This is a genomic window from Cupriavidus campinensis (assembly GCF_905397395.1).
Lineage (GTDB): Bacteria > Pseudomonadota > Gammaproteobacteria > Burkholderiales > Burkholderiaceae > Cupriavidus > Cupriavidus campinensis.
Genome location: NZ_CAJPVH010000047.1, coordinates 25,274 through 41,703, shown reverse-complemented (window position 1 = coordinate 41,703; position 16,430 = coordinate 25,274). Strand labels below are relative to the sequence as shown.

General features: G+C 65.2%; 19 protein-coding genes and 1 pseudogene. All 20 read right to left on the bottom strand.

The window, feature by feature from the left end; genetic code table 11:
• Window positions 1–511, bottom strand: a pseudogene (locus tag KHO18_RS21675) (hypothetical protein); the annotation flags it as partial.
• A 21-nt stretch (window positions 512–532) separates the two neighbouring features.
• A complete protein-coding gene (locus KHO18_RS21670) occupies window positions 533–934 on the bottom strand; it encodes a hypothetical protein (RefSeq protein WP_211943874.1) in 402 nt (133 codons plus the stop codon).
• 60 nt (window positions 935–994) lie between these two features.
• The gene (locus KHO18_RS21665) at window positions 995–1,597 is read right to left on the bottom strand and encodes a tail fiber assembly protein (RefSeq protein WP_211943873.1); all 603 of its coding nucleotides are present in this window, start codon (window positions 1,595–1,597) and stop codon (window positions 995–997) included.
• A gap of 8 nt (window positions 1,598–1,605) precedes the next feature.
• Window positions 1,606–2,280 (bottom strand): phage tail protein, encoded by a 675-nt coding sequence (locus tag KHO18_RS21660; protein WP_211943872.1) that lies wholly within the window; start codon window positions 2,278–2,280, stop codon window positions 1,606–1,608.
• A gap of 14 nt (window positions 2,281–2,294) precedes the next feature.
• The gene (locus tag KHO18_RS21655; protein WP_211943871.1) at window positions 2,295–5,459 is read right to left on the bottom strand and encodes a phage tail protein; all 3,165 of its coding nucleotides are present in this window, start codon (window positions 5,457–5,459) and stop codon (window positions 2,295–2,297) included.
• A 10-nt stretch (window positions 5,460–5,469) separates the two neighbouring features.
• Complete coding sequence (locus KHO18_RS21650; protein WP_211943870.1) at window positions 5,470–5,862, bottom strand: DUF6950 family protein; 393 nt, start codon at window positions 5,860–5,862, stop codon at window positions 5,470–5,472.
• A gap of 8 nt (window positions 5,863–5,870) precedes the next feature.
• On the bottom strand, window positions 5,871–6,422 hold the full coding sequence (locus KHO18_RS21645; protein WP_211943869.1) for a hypothetical protein: 552 nt from the start codon (window positions 6,420–6,422) through the stop codon (window positions 5,871–5,873).
• A complete protein-coding gene (locus KHO18_RS21640) occupies window positions 6,422–7,012 on the bottom strand; it encodes a hypothetical protein (protein WP_211943868.1) in 591 nt (196 codons plus the stop codon). The genes KHO18_RS21645 and KHO18_RS21640 overlap by 1 nt, the downstream gene beginning before the upstream one ends.
• Before the next feature lie 3 nt (window positions 7,013–7,015).
• Window positions 7,016–9,817 carry a phage tail tape measure protein gene (locus KHO18_RS21635; RefSeq protein WP_211943867.1) on the bottom strand — a complete coding sequence of 934 codons (2,802 nt, stop codon included), beginning with the start codon at window positions 9,815–9,817 and terminating at the stop codon, window positions 7,016–7,018.
• A complete protein-coding gene (locus KHO18_RS21630) occupies window positions 9,807–10,247 on the bottom strand; it encodes an HK97-gp10 family putative phage morphogenesis protein (RefSeq protein ID WP_211943866.1) in 441 nt (146 codons plus the stop codon). Before KHO18_RS21630 ends, KHO18_RS21635 begins: the two co-directional genes overlap by 11 nt.
• Window positions 10,247–10,519, bottom strand: a complete 273-nt coding sequence (locus KHO18_RS21625) for a phage tail assembly protein T (protein WP_457912093.1) — start codon at window positions 10,517–10,519, stop codon at window positions 10,247–10,249. The genes KHO18_RS21630 and KHO18_RS21625 overlap by 1 nt, the downstream gene beginning before the upstream one ends.
• A gap of 17 nt (window positions 10,520–10,536) precedes the next feature.
• A complete protein-coding gene (locus KHO18_RS21620; protein WP_211943864.1) occupies window positions 10,537–10,941 on the bottom strand; it encodes a hypothetical protein in 405 nt (134 codons plus the stop codon).
• Between the two features lies 1 nt (window position 10,942).
• The gene (locus KHO18_RS21615) at window positions 10,943–11,584 is read right to left on the bottom strand and encodes a phage tail tube protein (RefSeq protein WP_211943863.1); all 642 of its coding nucleotides are present in this window, start codon (window positions 11,582–11,584) and stop codon (window positions 10,943–10,945) included.
• Between the two features lie 77 nt (window positions 11,585–11,661).
• The gene (locus tag KHO18_RS21610) at window positions 11,662–12,009 is read right to left on the bottom strand and encodes a DUF3168 domain-containing protein (RefSeq protein ID WP_211943862.1); all 348 of its coding nucleotides are present in this window, start codon (window positions 12,007–12,009) and stop codon (window positions 11,662–11,664) included.
• A complete protein-coding gene (locus KHO18_RS21605) occupies window positions 12,002–12,331 on the bottom strand; it encodes a phage head closure protein (protein ID WP_211943861.1) in 330 nt (109 codons plus the stop codon). The genes KHO18_RS21610 and KHO18_RS21605 overlap by 8 nt, the downstream gene beginning before the upstream one ends.
• Before the next feature lies 1 nt (window position 12,332).
• The gene (locus KHO18_RS21600) at window positions 12,333–12,677 is read right to left on the bottom strand and encodes a head-tail connector protein (protein ID WP_211943860.1); all 345 of its coding nucleotides are present in this window, start codon (window positions 12,675–12,677) and stop codon (window positions 12,333–12,335) included.
• A 3-nt stretch (window positions 12,678–12,680) separates the two neighbouring features.
• Window positions 12,681–12,959, bottom strand: coding sequence for a HeH/LEM domain-containing protein (locus KHO18_RS21595; protein WP_211943859.1), 279 nt, complete (start codon window positions 12,957–12,959; stop codon window positions 12,681–12,683).
• Window positions 12,960–13,020: 61 nt separating this feature from the next.
• The gene (locus KHO18_RS21590; protein ID WP_211943858.1) at window positions 13,021–14,295 is read right to left on the bottom strand and encodes a phage major capsid protein; all 1,275 of its coding nucleotides are present in this window, start codon (window positions 14,293–14,295) and stop codon (window positions 13,021–13,023) included.
• 1 nt (window position 14,296) lies between these two features.
• A complete protein-coding gene (locus KHO18_RS21585) occupies window positions 14,297–15,142 on the bottom strand; it encodes a head maturation protease, ClpP-related (protein WP_211943857.1) in 846 nt (281 codons plus the stop codon).
• The gene (locus tag KHO18_RS21580; RefSeq protein WP_211943856.1) at window positions 15,120–16,427 is read right to left on the bottom strand and encodes a phage portal protein; all 1,308 of its coding nucleotides are present in this window, start codon (window positions 16,425–16,427) and stop codon (window positions 15,120–15,122) included. Before KHO18_RS21580 ends, KHO18_RS21585 begins: the two co-directional genes overlap by 23 nt.
• Window positions 16,428–16,430 lie beyond the last annotated feature (3 nt).

Here is a 16,430-nt window from a genome sequence, read left to right as displayed (position 1 = left end):
CGCTGGCGCCGCCCGCTCCGCCGGTGGTGCCCGAGGCGGTGGCGCCCGCCGTGCCGTTACCGCCGGAGTGCGCCGCACCGCCGCCACCACCGCCACGGCCGCCGGCACCAGTCCCGCCAGCACCGCCCGAGAACTTGGTAGTACCGACGCCGCCGGCCGCCGCGCCGCCGGCACCTGGTGTGTTCGACGAGGCCGGGCCGCCACCTTTCGCGCCGCACGAAGAGCCTGCGAGCGTCGTGCCGTTGAACCACGTGTCGCCGCCAGCCGTGGCCGTCGCGGACGGGCCGCCCGCTACGCCGGCCGCGCCGAAGCGGATCTGCACGACTTGACCGGGCGTCAGGCTGACGTTCGCGATCGAGGAATAGGCGCCACCGCCGCCACCGGCGCCGTTATTGTTCCCTTGGGAATCTCCGCCGCCGCTCGCGGCAGTAGTCTCGACCACGCTGCCAGCAGATACCCAGTCGGCCGGGACCGTCCAGGTGGTGCCGGTCGTGAGGACAACAGTTGTCACAGCCGCCCTCCCCGTGGATGGTTACGCGTTCGCTTCCGTCAGCGTGGCCGAAGTGATGCTGACCGCCGCGCCGGCCGAGATCACGTTCGAGTTCATGTTGAAGTCGGAGCCGCTGGTCCCGACGTCCATGTCGAGCACGTGGGTCGTGCCGTCGGATTTCAGGAGGCGGGCCCACGTGGCCGTGCCGCTGGCGTCCGCCGACGAGTCCCCGGTGATGGCATTGAGGGTCAGCACGCCGCCGGAAGCCGCCGGCGCGAACGTCGCGCCGCAGGTCATTTCGGCCAGAAGCGTCTGCGAAGTGATCGCCGCGCCGGTTGCCGGTCGAGTGCCCGTGTATAGCCGCAGCTTCGCGCTGGCGCCGGCGGCCGTGGTAATTGCGTCAAGGCGCGAGTTGCGCAGGGCGGTGGACATACCGATCGTCATGGTGAACCCCTGAAAATGAAGAAGCCGCCCGAAGGCGGCCGGTACAGAACGCGGCGGGTGCTACGCGGGCTTCACCGGCCAGTTGATGGTGCGCGGGAAGCCAGCCTGGCCGTTCACCGCGCGCAGCGCCTTGCGGTACTGGCTCAGCGCCTTCAGGCGGATCTCTTCCTCCGGCGTGAGTTCGTCCAGCACGAAGCCATCCATCAGCGGCGCGATCAACTGGTCGGCCTCGGCCAGGAGCGCATCACGCTGCGCGAGCGCCTGCGCGGTGAGTTGCTGCGTCTCCAGCTGCTCGTCGAGCACCCATTCGTCGGCCACCCACTTATAGGCGGGACCAGGCCGGGCCTCATCCGTCAGGAAAGCCGGCAGATCGCCCAGCCCGTTGTACTCGTCGCCCAGCCCGAACGCGGAACCGTCGGCGGTGCGGAACAGCGGCACCGCGCGGTAGTCCGGCACCAGCGTCCAGGAGCCGTCCGGCCAGTTCTGCGGCGGCTGGCCGCCGGCGTTGCGGTAGACCGGCGCGCGGCGTTCCTCTGCCTGCGGCGGGGCCAAGGTGGTCGCGTAGCCCGGCACCAGCGGGTCGTCCGGCTCCAGCGGGTTCGGCTCGGCAACGCCGGCGCCCAGAAACTCGCCGGTCTTCGGGTGGTAGTTGAAGATGTCCATGGGAGTCCTTAGTACTTGATGCAGGCCAGCAGGCCGACGTTGCGCGGGCGATTCTCCGTGCCGGTGTTTGGCTGCACGCCGTGTGAGCCGTTACTGATCACCACATGCAACCCGTTGTTATCGCCGGGCATATATGCAATGCTTTCAGCGCCGCCCGTGACGCCAGATGCAGCGGCAATAGTGTTGTGGGTGTGCGGTCCAATCATCTCGGTCTGCAAAGTACCGAACCCGCGTCCGGTGTCGAGGCCGCGACCGTCATCCCATCCTCGAACGAACTCCCCACGAAGATCCGGCAGATTGAAGGTCGTCGAACCGTCCCCGGCACCGAAGGTCGTCCCGATCTCGGCGAACAGATCCGCGTAGGTATTCCGGGATACAGCACCGCCATTGGCCTTGAGGTAGCCGGCTGGCGCCACGCTCTTGGCATGGAACACGACTGTTCCGGGGAGGATGTGCCCCAGGTTCTGGACGCCAAGCAGGCCGATGGTGATCCAGGCATTGTTCGCGGCATTCCGCATCTTCAGGAGCCCGGCGTTGGTGTCCGCCCAGAACTGATATGCGAAGGTCGTGGTTGGCGCCACCGATCCCGAACTCGTGCTGGCCAGCGCCTGCAGCGCCTGGTTCATATCGGCGCGGAACGCTGCACCTGCCTGGTTGGCAACGTCCATGTCATGTTGGGACATGCTTTCCTCTCGCGTTAGTAGGCAACAGCATCCCAGTCGAACTTGCGCGACACGGGAGTGCTTGCGGCGTTGTAGAAGGTGATAGTGAATCCAAACTCGGCCTTGCCGGTGATGACGAAGTAGTCGCCCTGCCCCATGTTCTGGGCCGTGATGCCCAGCACAGGCGGGATTCGGAAGACCTTGTCGAAGGTGATGACCTTGGCGCCTGCGCCAGAGATGACATCGCGCGCCGACTCCCTACGGTCCGGCATGTCGATATTGACCGTCAGGCCCGTCACGACCACGTTGTGCGATGTCGAGCCGCTTTCCAGCTCAACCTTCCACTGGAACGCGCGCGCCTCGTAGTCGCCCATCGCGAAGTGCTGCCACTCCCCCCAAACTGGCGAGCCTGCCGGGTTGTCGTTCGTGGTGCGCACATAGAGCGAAACGACGGTGTCGCTGATGCGGTTGCCGTCGATAGACTCCCACGTGTCGACGAGGTCATACCGGAAGTCGATCTGATCGCCGGTGTCAAACGAGATCGCGTCGATCGTTGCCGTGAGGCGCGACTTCTCCACCACGCCGAGGTCGAACGTGTTGGCGAACTGGTACGTGCCGTTCGAGACGATGCCGTCGAGCGAGTCGATCAGCCCCCAGCCACCCGCGCCAACGACCGTGTCGATAAGTCCCAGCCCATCGATCGTGCCCTGGCTATCCCACAGGCCGCCGGCGTCGCTCAGGCCCTGATCATCAATCAGGCCTGAGCCGACCAGCTTGATGCCGTTGAGCGCAGGGTCGTAGACGATGTTCGACTTCGCGCCAGCGAATGCCGGCTGCTCGATCACCGCCGCGACGATGTTCAGGCTGCTCAGGGACGGCGCGGTGGTCACCACCATGGTCGCGCTCGGTGACTCGTGGCCCGTCGAGTCGATCCATTTGGCCAGGTAGACGCCAGAGAGCAGCGGCAGCTGCGCGGAGTTGGCCGCACCGGAGATATAGCCGCCGATGTCGATCGCGCTTCCCCAGCTCGGCTGTTCCGTGTCGGTCGTGTGCCGGATCCGCGCCTGCCCGCCCACCCGGACATCCAGTTCCTCCGCCGCGTCCCACGTCAGGTTGGCGAATCCGTTGATGGCGGCCAGCGACAGCCCCGTCAGGTTCGCCGGCGGCGCGAGCTTGCCCACAACCGTGTGGAGTGCCGAGTACGTCCATGTCGGGCTGCGCACGCCGATGCCCGAAACCACGCGCCCGCGCACCAGATACCGGCCGCCGTCTTCGACTGGCGAAATGTAGGTGCTGGTGGTGCTCGCGCTCACCGGCGCCAGCGCGCTCCAGGTCTCGGCTTCGAGCGTCTTGTACTCCAGCTCGATGCGTCCCGTCTGGGATACCGCCGCGTCCACCACAGGCGGCCACTTAGCGAGGATCCGCGTGACCACCTGGCCGCCGCCGCCCATGACAAGCTGGTCTTCCCCAGAATCGAGCGTGAACGCCCCCAGCGTCTCGACTTTGAAGGGGTCCGGCAGGTTCGTGTCCGGTACCGGGTCCACCACAGTCGCGTCGCCGTAGGCCCAGTCATAGACCGCCGCGGCTTCCTCGTTCAGCATCAGGTCGATGCCCCCGTCGTCGGACATCTTCCACGACATGACGCGGAAAACCTTTTCCGACCAGCCGAACTTCGGCAGCGTGACCTTGACGGTGCTGTAGGCGGTCAGCGGGAACGCCGTAAGCTTCGCGGGAAAGTCGACGACGATGCCCTGCCTCGACCGCTCCAGGATGATCTTCGCTAGGCGCTGGGCCTGAAAGGAGTCGGTCGTGAATGGCAGCTCAATGTCGCGGTCGATCACCTCGCCGTCCTGCTGGGCATACAGCAGGTTCTCGACGGCCGGGAAGTCACTCGGCTGCCAGCTGTTCGACGGATTGATGAAGGTTCCCTTGACGCGGTTGAAGAGATCCCGGCGCGGCGTGCGCGCTTGGACCTTCACCGGGCCGCGCAGGTCGCTCTCCGTAAGCGTCACGGTCGCGAGGTCGTAGGCACCGGCGAAGACCCGGAAAACACCACCGGTGATCGTCACAGTGGCGCCGCCGGCCGTGACCATCTCCGCGAGGTTGTCGCGCGGCGACTTATCCAGCATGACGATGCCGTTGCAGCTGTAGCTGCGCTGGTAGCGCTCCGGCGCGACCGCCACGTACTCGTCCGAGATGTTCGCCGCAATGATCACGGACTGAACGTCGACGTCGGTATCGGTGCAGCCGAAGCCGCGCTCGTCCCGCAGGTAGTCGTTGACACACAGCGCCCAGTTGTCGCTCCACGCGACGGTACCGACGCGGGGATCCAGCACCTTCTTGCCGCGCACCAGGGCCTTGATATTCGGCAGGCCGTTGGGAAACACGTCGATGTCGTATTCCAGCCGCACATATAGGTAGCAGACGCCACGCAGCTGGTGTGTCCACGTCCAGCCAGGAATCTCGGACACCATCACCGGGTCGGCCTCCTGATATGGCGAGCCGAGGTGTGTTCTCACGCGCACCAGCGGGGAGCCGACCTCCGCTTCGTACTCCATGATCACCTTGTTGACACCGGGCTCAATGTCGGTGACGGTGACCGACATCGAATCGGGCGTGAAAGAGAAGTTCACCGAGCCCGCGTAGTTCTCGCCACCAAAGGTTTCGATCGAGATGATCTTGTGGATTGCCTCGCCCGGAGACAGCACCGCCGTGGTCTCTCCCATCGGCACAGCCTGGCTGAACCGCCGATTGACCATCTGGATCTTCTTGAATGGCGCGGTCAGCACATAGCCGTTGGGATCCAGAGCGCCCACAGGTGATTCACCGAGATAGACCTCTTCCACTGCGTCGCACTCGTGATCCGCCAAGGCGATGACGAGGTGCATGTACTGATTCGTCTTGCCCGGAGCATCTGTACTTGCGGCGAAGATCAGCGGCCCGGATGTCATCGCCCGGCCGTAGATCATGTTGCGAGGCTGCACGTTGGAGCGGACAACCTGCGTTCGGCCTTGCGCCTCCGCTGCGAAGCCATTGTTGGAACGCGGCTTGAAGATAGCGCCCATCAGGGCACCCACGGCGAACGAAATGGCCAACGCCACCACGGCGTATGTAATCGTGTAGGCCACCGCAACAACTGCCGCAGTTGTTCCGGCAGCTGCAACGGCGGCGGCCACCGCCGCGGCAGCTGCTGCTGGCATAGACTGTCTCCTAAATCTTCCAGGCTGCTTTCGCAGCACTAATGGGGTGAAATTCGAGACCGGCCACGCCTTGGGCGACGATATTCGCCCCGACGCAGAGCGCCAGTGCTTCGCCGCCCGGTGTGTCGATCAGCACCACGTCGCCACGGCCGGCCAAAGCAGGAGGGCGCGGTGAGCCAAGGATGAGACTGGCCAGGCCTGCGACACCACCGTTGTCCCGCAGGACGCGACGCGCGCCCTTCTCCGATTGGTACAGACCCCTCCAACGCTCGCCCGGATCGGTCCCAGTCATGGCTTCGATGCCGTCGCAGACGAAGAGGCAACAGTCCGAGTCTCCCCAAGAAAAAGCCCGCTCGCGGCGGGCTTCAATGAATGTGGCCAGTCGCTCTGGCCAGTCGCTCATGCGCTGCATCAACGCCCCCAAAGCAAGTTCTTTTCCACCATCTGCGCCACGTACTCAAAGCCACGATCACCGGCGTAGCGGCCCTGCTGGTCTTCGTTGTTGTAGCGGCGGATCTTGGGTCGATCCCACGAGGCCATTCTCGACTCGGCAGACACAGTGATGGTCGCCGTGTCACCCACTTCGGTATCCATGGTGTCCATGCGCCCATAGAAGAGCCGGACCGGATCGACCAGTAGCCGCATATCGTCCCGCAACGGCGCGAACCAGATTTGGCACGGTCGGCCCTGGTATTGCTCGCCCAGCGTGATTGCGATCAGTTCGCTCGGCACACCAGAAAGTGTCAGGCGAATGCCGATCGCTTCAAGACTCGCTTGCTCCTGAATCGGTTCGATGTTCCCCAGCGTGCACAGTCCTACCCAGTTGATCCCGTTCCAGAACACGTCGTACGACGCGCTACAAACGCATAGCGGCTGGGAGAAATCCATTCTCACGAAGAAGAGATAGGGGACATGGCTGGCGATCACTCCCGCCGCCGTCCCGGCGTCCATGCTCCGGTTCATCAGAAAATCTCCGCGGCGGTGACCACAATTGATTCGGCAATGCGGCCGGGCAACATCGACACCGAGTACTCGTCGGCCGTCAGCATCATCGTGGCGCGCGGCTTGTTCAGCGTGATGGCCGCGTTGTTCGCCGGTGCATTGCGGAATGGAGGCGCCACCGGCACTGTGGCCAATCCTCCCGCGCTACTGGTGACGTCAGCGGTGACAATCTTCAGTTCACCGCCGACGGCCAGATAGTCACCGGCGCGCAGCACCAGCGTGCTAACTGGCCATGACTTCGTCGGCAGCTCCCGGAAGTTGGTCATCGTGCCGGTCACAAGTGGCGCAAACGCGGAACCGCCGGGGCGACCATGCGGCCACAGCGTGAAGCGCCCCGCCATACCGCCCAGGGAAGCTAGGAACGCTTGCAGCCGCCCGGTCTGGATCGCGTCCATCGGCGGGAACTCGAGCGCAACCTTCCACCGAGCGCCGGGGCGCTCTACCGTTTGGACCGATCTATTCAGCGGAGAGATGAAGGTCTCCGTGTTCGACTGGAGGCCCCACGTGGTCTTCGACGGTACAAGATCAGCTGGCCAGTCGAGAGTTGCCATGCTTCACCTCCGGGCCAATTGGTGGATGTCGCCGCCGCGCGATAGGTTCTGCTTCACCTCTGCAACGGCCGCGTTCTTCGCCTGCACCATCGCCTGCATGATGGAAGCCTGGTCAGACCGGCTGTCGACGTTGATGTGCTGGACGATCGTCACATCACCGCCACCGGCGGCGCCCGCTCCGCCCAGCGCGTCGTTGGGCAGGATGTTCCCGGAAGCCGGCGGCACGAACATCTCCGGACCTTTCTCACCGACTATGTAAGGCTGACCGGCATTCACCGGGCCGCCGGTCGCGCGCAACTCGATGCCCTGCACCGAAGACATATCGACGGGCGAAGTGCTGGAGATCCCAGCCGTGCCAGTATCTGTCCCGCCAGCGCCGCCCGCCGCTCCCATGATCAAGCCGCCCAGTTGGGTGAACAGCCCAGAAAGCGCCGCGCGCGCCTGGATGCGGATCAGGTCGGCGATGACCGACTGAGCAAAATCGCCGAAGTTGAATTTCCCCGTCGTGGCGAAGGTGACGATGCCATCCTCCATGCGCTTGAATGCGTTCGTCGCGGCGTTGCTGCTCTGCGCCATGGCGTTGCGCGATGACTCTGCATAGTTGGCCATGGCCTCCGTCGCGCCGTTGACCCAGCTCTCCTGCTTTTCGCGCAGCGAGGCGTAGTAGTCGTCATAGTCCTGCAGCGACCGATCCAGCCCCGCGCGGATGTCATCCTGCGCCTTCGTGTACGCGGCGGAGTTGCGTGCCGCCTCGGGCGTGGCCTTCTCCAGCTGCAGTTGCAGGTTTTCGTACTCGCGGTAGATCGAGCGCACCGCCTCGGCCTGCTTCTGCGCCTCGCTACCCCGGCCCAGCGCGTCCAGTTGCCGCTGGTACTGCTCAGCTTGCGACTTCTGATAGTTGCCGATCTGGGCGTTGACGGCGGCCGACCGCTCTTCCAGCTTCGTGATGTCGGTCTTGAGCTTCAGCGCGCGCTCATTCTCGACGTTCTGGGCCAGCTGTGCCTTGATCTGGTCCTGGTTGGCCAGCAGGCTCTTCTGCTCGGCCGTCAGGATGGTCTTGCCCTTCAGGTCGCCTATCTTCTGCAGGAACTCGGCCTGCTGGCGCTCAGCTGCAGTGAGCTTCTCGCTCGACTCCAGCGCCGCGCGCGTTGCGGCGTCCTGGTCGCGCAGTTGCTGCAGGAACTTCGTCGCCGCATCGTCCTGGTAGGCCTTGGGCTTGGCCGTCCGGGTCTTCGGATCCTTGTACTTTTCCTCGATCGCCGCGACGCGCTTGTTGTACTCGTCGGCTGCCATGCCGACCGTCTCGGCGTCGCGCTTGAGCTGGTCGATCTCGTCTTTGCGCTGGTCGGCGCGCGAACGCGTGGCTTTGGTCTGCGCATCCAGACGCGCCTTCGCCGAGATCATCGCGTCCTGCTGGCGCTGGTTGGCGGCCTGTGCGGATGCCTGCGCGCCAGCGTCCTCAAGCGGCTTGGCCTGCGACTGCAGCTTCGACAGTTCCTCCCGGAGCCGCTGAATCTGCGCAACGCGCGCCCGCGCGCCGGAGCCGAATGCCGCGCCGCCTTCGTTGCTGGCGAAGCCGCCGCCCTTCTCCAGATCCGCGATCTGGCTCTGCACGCCAGTGATCTTGTTGCGGATCTCGTCCAGCGTGGCCGCCCGGCCCAGCCCCAGCATGGCGTCCCACGCGCCCTTCGCCGCACCGGTGACAGCGTTCCAGGCGCGCTCCATATAACCAAGGTTACCGATCACCTTGTCGGCGCGCGCCTTCATCTGCTCGGCGTACGCCTGCTGGGCCAGCGCGGCGGCCTGATCCTTCTTGCCCTGCTCTTCCAGCGCCACGATCTGGTCGTAGACCGCCGCCGTGAGGTAGTGATACTGCTCGTTCAGCTTCAGCGACGCCTTCACCGGCTCGTCGCCGAGCTGCACGAACTGCTCGATGGTCTTGTCGACGGCCGTGCCGGTGGCCTTCTCCATCGCCTCGGCGGCAATGCCGATGGCGACGATCTGGTCGCCGGCGATCTTGCCCGTGGCCGCGATCTTGGCCAGCACCTCCGCCGCCTGGCCCTGCGTGCCGATTGTGCGGCTCACCGTGGCCGACATGGTCGCCAACTGGTCCGCCGACAGGCCGGCATAGTTGCCGGTCATGATCAGCGCCTGGTTGAACGCCTTCGACTCGCTCGCGCCCTGCGACATGGCGTAGGCCAGCGCTCCGGCCGCCGCGGCGCTCAGCGTGAACGGGTTGATCAGGCCGGTGACATAGGTTCCCACGGCGCGCGCGGCCGGGCCGATGCCGCCGAACATGTCCTTCAGCTGCCCGCCCTGCTGCGTCAGGATCAGCAGCGGGCTCTGGCCACCGGCGAGCTGCGTCACGATGTCGGTCATCTGGGCCGGCACCATGCGCATCGCCGCGGCGGTCTGGCGGGCCGATGCCCCGACGCCGTCAAGCGCTTCCTGCACGCGCCGGCCGCCGCTGGCCGCCTGCTCGGCCGCTTTCAGCTTGGAGATGTAGTCGGAGACCGCATCAGTGACGCCCAGTTGAGCGGCCTTCTGCTCCAGCAGCTGGATCTTCGTCTTGCCGACAGTGTCGGCCATGCGGGCGGTCTGGCTGACGAACGCGTTGATCGCGCGCGCGCTGGCGTCCGATCCGTTCTTCGCTGCCTCTGCGATGGCGTCCTGGGCGGCCTTGGTGCGGCGCGCGGCGGCCTCCTGCGAGCTGAGGAAGTTGTCCAGGCTGCGCTTCGCCGCGTCCATGCCGGCGCTGTAGCCGCTGGCATCGGCGGTGACGCGGACGATAGTGTCATTGGCCACGAGTCAATTCCTTCACTTTGGTCTGGATCACTTCGTCCACAGCCGCCGCCGCCGCACCCTTCTTCGCCTCGAAGGCGGGGCGCAGGAATGGCTGGGCCGCCATCTTGGACGTGCCGAACTCCAGGAAGCGCCCATAGAACGCCTCTTTCGACCAGGTCACCAGATACGAGGCAATCCGGCCGGACACCGACACCTCGTCGTCGTAGGCGATGATGATGTGGCTGCGCAGGAAACCCGGCGGGTGCGAGCCCTGCTTCCCTTCGTAGATGCCCTTATCGACTGGCGCGCGCAGCTTCACCTCGGCAAGAATCTCGCGCGCGCCGGCCACGGCGGCCTGCCGCAGCACGGACTCGCTCGCGACCGTATCGAGTGCCAGCAGCGTGTCCCGCAGCGCCTGGGCGTTCTCCACCTCGAAGTTCTTCCTCGCCATCACGACCTCTTCGGAAACATCACCCGCTCGATCAGGTCCGCCTGCGCGTCAGGATCGTCCAGCAGGATCGGCTCGGCGTCATTGGCGGCGCTGTGGTACTCGTTCCACGGGATGAAGTCCAGCGCGCGGAATGGGTCCGGCGCCGCCTTCGGGTTCCGGTGGACGTTCGCCACCATCGAGGCGATCGTGCCGGCCCGGAGATCGTCGTAGTGGCTGCCCCACGGCTCCAGCTGGTAGAACGCCATCCATTCGACGAACTCCGCGCTGGGGATCTCCGCCTGTGCCTGGCCTACTGACTTTCCGAGAGCGAGGGCGAGCCGGAACCAGAATCGCCGCTCGGGGCGGCGTCGGAGTTTTTTTCGGCTTCCTCCACAGCGCTAGCGGCCAGGCCGTTCAGTCTCAGGGCCACGGCCAGCACCCTGTCCATGGCGGCCTGGTTCTTCCCGCGCAGCATCTCGATGTCAGCCTCTTCGAAGACCGGCGCGCCGTCCTCGTCGACGACCGTGGACACCAGCACGCGCGCTGTGAACACGCTGTAGGGCACCTTGCCGTCGCCTTGGCGGTTGATCCAGTTGTCGCGCGCGAGGCCCGACATCACCGCCACGCGCACGGTGCCGCCCCACTCGGGGACCTCGACGTCTTCCGTCTTGAGGTCCGCCGCGCTCAGGATCGCTGCTTTCGAAAGGATCGTCATGTTAGGCGTCCACCACATCGCCGGTGATGCGCAGCGTCACGCCGGAGGTCTTCAGCACCTGGTCCACGCCGCCTTCCAGGGGGCTGTTCTTGCAGTAGGCGTCGAAGGTCTTCGTCTTGCCGTTGGGCAGCGTGAGCTTGTAGGACCGCTTCGTGCCGGCGCGCTTCGCGGCGTCCACCGCCTGCTGGCCCGCGTCGTTGAAGTCCTTATTCACGTCGAAGGTGAACGAGCCCCAGTCCTGCAGGCCGAGCATGAATTCCTTCGCCGTCGAGTCGAGATCGGTGACATCCAGCTCGCTGGCCTGGCCGTCGAAGCCATTGAACGAGATCAGGTTCTCGATCTTGGTCCATGTGACGGGCGTCGCCGTGCCGGCCGCGGTGATGGTCTTGCCCACCGTGTTGACCTCGACGGCGAAGGTGTTGGCCGTCACGTTCTTGGCCACCACGGTCTGGCCGTTCAGCGTTGCCGCGTCGGCACCGGTCAGGCCGGCCAGGGTCACGACATCGCCGTTCGTCAGCGCGTGCGCCGTCGAGGTGATGATCGTGGGGAAGCCGACGGCAACGCCGGTGATGGACTTGGCCGCGCCGGTCGTGCCGGAGACTTCCAGTTTCGAGCCCTGCGCGGAGATTGCGGTGGATGGCATGTTGACCTCTTCGAGATTAAAGAGCCCGCGCAGGGCGGGCGATGGAACAGTGGTGGTTCAGATGGAACACAGGCGGCTCAGGGCTTGAACCAAATCGAATAATCGAGGCGTGAGCCGTACAGGTTTGTGTCCTGCTCGTGCTCGCTCACGGGCGAGCCAATCGGCAACGCGCCGGCGCCTACCAGCGCATTGCGCACGAGCCGCATGGTGGCGACTGTCTCGGCCCGAGTCGCCGACCAGACGCTGATCTGCACCCGCTGATTCTCGAGGTCGGCAGGCCCGTCCAGGTCGTTCACGTCCTGCCCGCCGACCGCCTGGTACGTGACGTACGGGCGCGCCGCGTTGCTCTGCGCCACGTCGGGATACACGTTGACGCCAATGCCGGCTAGCGCGGCCACAACGATTGCCTCCGCTGAATCAGCCATCAGATGCTCCCGTCTCGCACACCAGGTCGATGTACTCGCGTCGGTCGATATCCGGCATGACCGCGGTGATCGCGTACATCGCGCCTGCGCACGCGACGCGCATGCCGGCGTTCAGATCATCTCGGTAGCGAATGCGGATGCTGGCTTGGACGATCGAGGCCGGCGAATCGGCGCGGATAACCTCCAGACCGCTCTTGTGTTTCACGTCGGCCCAGACGGTCGCCACGTCGAGCCAGTCCGTAGCAGGCTGCCCCAGTGCGTCCTGCCCCCCGGCCCGCCGCTGGATCGTCACCTGTCGGTTGAGCCTTCCTGCTCGTAGCATTTCAGACCCCCGGCGTGATGCGATAAGGCCTCAGAAGGCGGCGCGCCGAGACCGGCAGTTCGACTGCGGTGGCCCCGACCACGGAATCCTCGCGGTTCGCGTACAAATCGCCCGTCGTCTTGAGGATCGCGGCCTTGATTGCGGCGTTGACCACCATGGGAAAGTCGCCAGCCGTGCCGGCGGTCTGAGCCGTGTCCAGGTCTTCTTGCGTCGCGAACACTTGACGATTGACGTACGCCATCGCCGCCTGCTGCGCGCCTTCAAGGTACAACTGGATCAGGTCATCTTCCGTCCCGACCTCGGCACGCACGTGCTTGATCGCAAGATCGATCGTGACGAAAGCCATGCGCTACTCCGATTGGCCAGCGGCGGAAGTGTTTGCGAGCAACTCAGCCAGCTCCGCCTTCCGCGCGGTGGGCTTGTACTCGATGCCCTTCTCATCCAGAGCGGCGCGTAGCTGCGCCACGGTCAGGCTATCAGGCGGATCGCCGTCATCTTCGTCCCCAAGCGCACCCAGGGACTTGGCGCCTTCTACGAGTTCGGGCGGGCATTCGTCACCAGGTTCGAATTCGCGCGGGTAGATCTCGCCATCGGGAACACCGAAGAACAACTTGATCAGCTTTGGCATGATGAAATCTCCGAGAAATCGCACAGAGGTGCCCGGAGGCACCCCTCATTGCACGCTTGCTTTACGGGTTGACGGCTACCTTCAACGCGCGCATCGGCTCCGGGTTGTGCACGCCACCACCAACGCGCTTCGTCGTGTAGAACAGAACGTAGGGCTTGGCCGTGAACGGGTCGCGCAGCACGCGAATGCCGACGCGATCGAACACGGTGTAAGTGCGCTTGAAGTCGCCGAACAGGATGGGCAGCGCGTTTGCCGCCACATCCGGCATGTCAGGCACCTCGGTCACCGGGAAGCCCGCGAGCGTCGCAGGCTGACCAGCGACGTAGGACGGCTGCCAGAGATAGTTGCCCTGGCCGTCCTTCAGCTTCCGCGCGACGCCCTGCGTCTTGCGGTTCATCGAGAACCGCGCGTTCAGCGTGAATGCCGACGGCAGGTCGTAGATCAGGTCGAGGACGCCGTCCGACGTCAGCGCCGCCGCAGCACCGCTGTTCACGGCCTTGATTGCGCCGAACGGGTGCTTCGCTGCGTTCGCCCCGCCCGTCACGTAGGTCAGGATGCCGAAAGGCTTGTTCGATCCGTCGCCGGAGAAGAATGCCGCGCCTTCCTGCTTCGAGAACTCGGTTTCGACCTCGCCCGCGAGCCACGATTCGAGATCGATGGCCGAATCGTCCAGGATCTGCTGCGTTGCCGCCGGGTTGGCGTAGATCTCGCCCCACCCGAAGCCCAGCGACGCGAACGTGCCGGTCGCGGTCTGCGGGCGCGCCGCGGTTTCGCCGACCCAGCCCGAGGCCGTGCCGCCCATGTTGTACAGCTTGGTCAGGCCAGTACCGGACACGGGGGTGACGGTGGCCAGTTGCCGCATCGGGGATACCAGCACGAGCTTGTCGGTGATGGTGCGGTCCCACTCGATCGGCGTCAGGTAGCCGCCCTGATCGTCAGCACCCTTGTTAAGGGCGGCTTGAATGTCGCCCTTCTTGAAGTGCGCGCGGAAGGCGTCCGAGTACTCCGCATCCTTCAGCTGTTTGCCACCGGCGCCCATCTGGGCGGCGGCGATCTTGACGTTGGCATCGTCGACGGCCTTCTGCAGGCTGTCCATATCCGCGCTGATCTTCGAGACCTTCGCGTCGATGTCGCCCGTCGGCAGACCAGCTTTCACGGCGTCGAGCTGCTTCGTGTGTTCGCTCTTGAACTCGGCGAACGCCTTCTGCAGGTTGTCGATCAGTTCCTTGACCTGCGGGGCGCTGTCGGCACGCACGGCGACGATGCCGCGCACGACTGCGCCTGCGTTGCCCGACAGGGCTGCCACCAGAGCGGCGGCGAGAATGTTCTTGGTCATATCAGCCTTTCAATGCGTTGATGAGGTTGTGCAGCGAAGCTGCGACTTCTTCGCCAGCGCGCGGCGTGGCAGTGGGATCCCCGGCAGCGCTCGGCTTGCCGGAGAAGAGGGCCTTGAATGCATCGCGGCGAGTGGACCGGGAGTAGCCGGCCTTCGCCATCGATGCTTCGATGAGTGCCATGGCCTTGCGATCGGCCGCGGCGTTGGTGTGCTTCGAGATGTCGGCGCTGTCGACCAGACCGGTGGCGAATCCGCCTTCGACAGCGGCGTCGGCACCGATCCACGATTCCTTGTCCATCATGGCCGCGGCTTCCCCCTGGGTGATGCCAGCGCGCTGCGCGTAGACCTTCGCCATGGCAGCGTCGAACGGCTCCAGCACGGCGGCCGTAGCCGTCAAGTCGTGCCGATTGCCGATCGCGACGGCCCACGCGTTGTGGATCATCAGAAAGGCGCCCTCGCCCATCAGGATCTCGTCGCCGGCCATGGCAATCACCGACGCCGCCGACGCGGCAACGCCCATCACCTTCACGGTGACCTTCGCCTTGTGCTCGCGCAGGAGGTTGTAGATCGACACACCCTCGAAGAAGTCGCCGCCGGGCGAGTTGACGTTGACGGTCACCGCGCGAGCGCCGATGTTGCGCAACGCCGCGCTGATGCGCTTTGACGTGATGCCCGTGCCGTCCCAGTTCTCGCCGATCGAGTCATAGATCGAGATCGTGGTCTCGTCGTCGTCCTTGGCCGCACGCACGTCCGGATTCCATCGGTCGACCGCATCGGGGCGAAGATCGAACTGGGCGCCGCCGAGACGGTGATCGGCGCGAATTTCAGGCAGTTGGAGCAGGCTCATTGCTGGGACCTTTCTGGGTAAGCGGGTTGCGCAGATCGTCTGCCTGCGGATCGTCGGAGCGCGGCAGATCGAGCGAGTCGCGCACCTCGTTCTGTTTCATCCACGGCTTCTGGCCGCCGGCGCCGAGCGCCTTAGCAAAGAAGTCGGCCTGGTCCTTCGAGGTGCCGCGCATCAGCGCCTTCTCGTTGAACTTGTACTGATATAGCTCCAGCTCGCGCTCATCGAGCAGCACGCGGGCTGCCGCCTGCTCCCACGCGGTGAACCACTGCGCGAGGGTGTATTGCACGAAGAAGATGGTCAGCGCTTCGATACCGCTGCCCCAACTGGTGTCATCCATCATCAGAAGGGGGCGCGGCACGCCGTACATGCGCGCCACCTCTTCGATCTGGTGACCACGGTTCTCGACGTGCTGGGCATCCGCTGCCGTCACTGCCCACTTGTTCGCCTTAGCGCCCTCTTCGAGCACCATCCATTTGCCGGCATTCTCGGCGCCCGCATAGCCTTGATCGAGCGAGGACTTCATTCGGCCATAGGCTTCGTCGGACAGCTCGTTCGGCACCTCGATCGCGCCGCCTGCCATCACGCCGGTGCGGAATGTCCGGGAGGCGGCGCGCTCGGCCTGGCTCGCGAGGTCGAGCGCCTCGCGGGCCAGCTTCACGCGCGATAGGCCGTTGATGCCGTCGAGCGACAGGTCTCGCAGATGGAAGACCTCCTTCGCCGACAGGGTGATCTGGCCGCCGTCCGGCCGCGTGTAGTCGTAGACCATCTGCCAGCCATCGGTAAGCCTGGGCTTGCATGAGTTGCGCTCGAGCGGGATCAGGCGGATTGGCCGATTGCCCGACCAGATGACGCGCGCGAATCCCTGACCATCAAGCAGCGTGTGGAGCTGCAACAGGCTCTTGAACTCGAGAGGGGTCTGCCAGTCGTTGGGCTTCAGCTTCAGAAGCCGATATGCAGGATGGTCCGTCGCCAGAGCCTTGTCCGGCGTGTTCTTCATCAGGTTGAATGGCAGCATGCCGATCGAACCCGAGATCAGCGTGACGCACCGCAGGACTGCCATGTTGCGCAGGCTCTGCGCCTTGTTGCCCAAGCCACCGTCCAGGTTGCCCCTCATGAACTCATATAGCGCCGGGTCGTCCAGCCCGCTGAACATTTGGCCCGCCGGCAACTCGGCACGAGCGCCGCGGGGGCCTGGCGCCAGCCCGGGCTCTACCCGCGGCGGCGACGCGGCACGAGCGCCCGCCTCCGGCTCAGTTCCACGCCGGAAGAAATCGAAGACATTCATCGG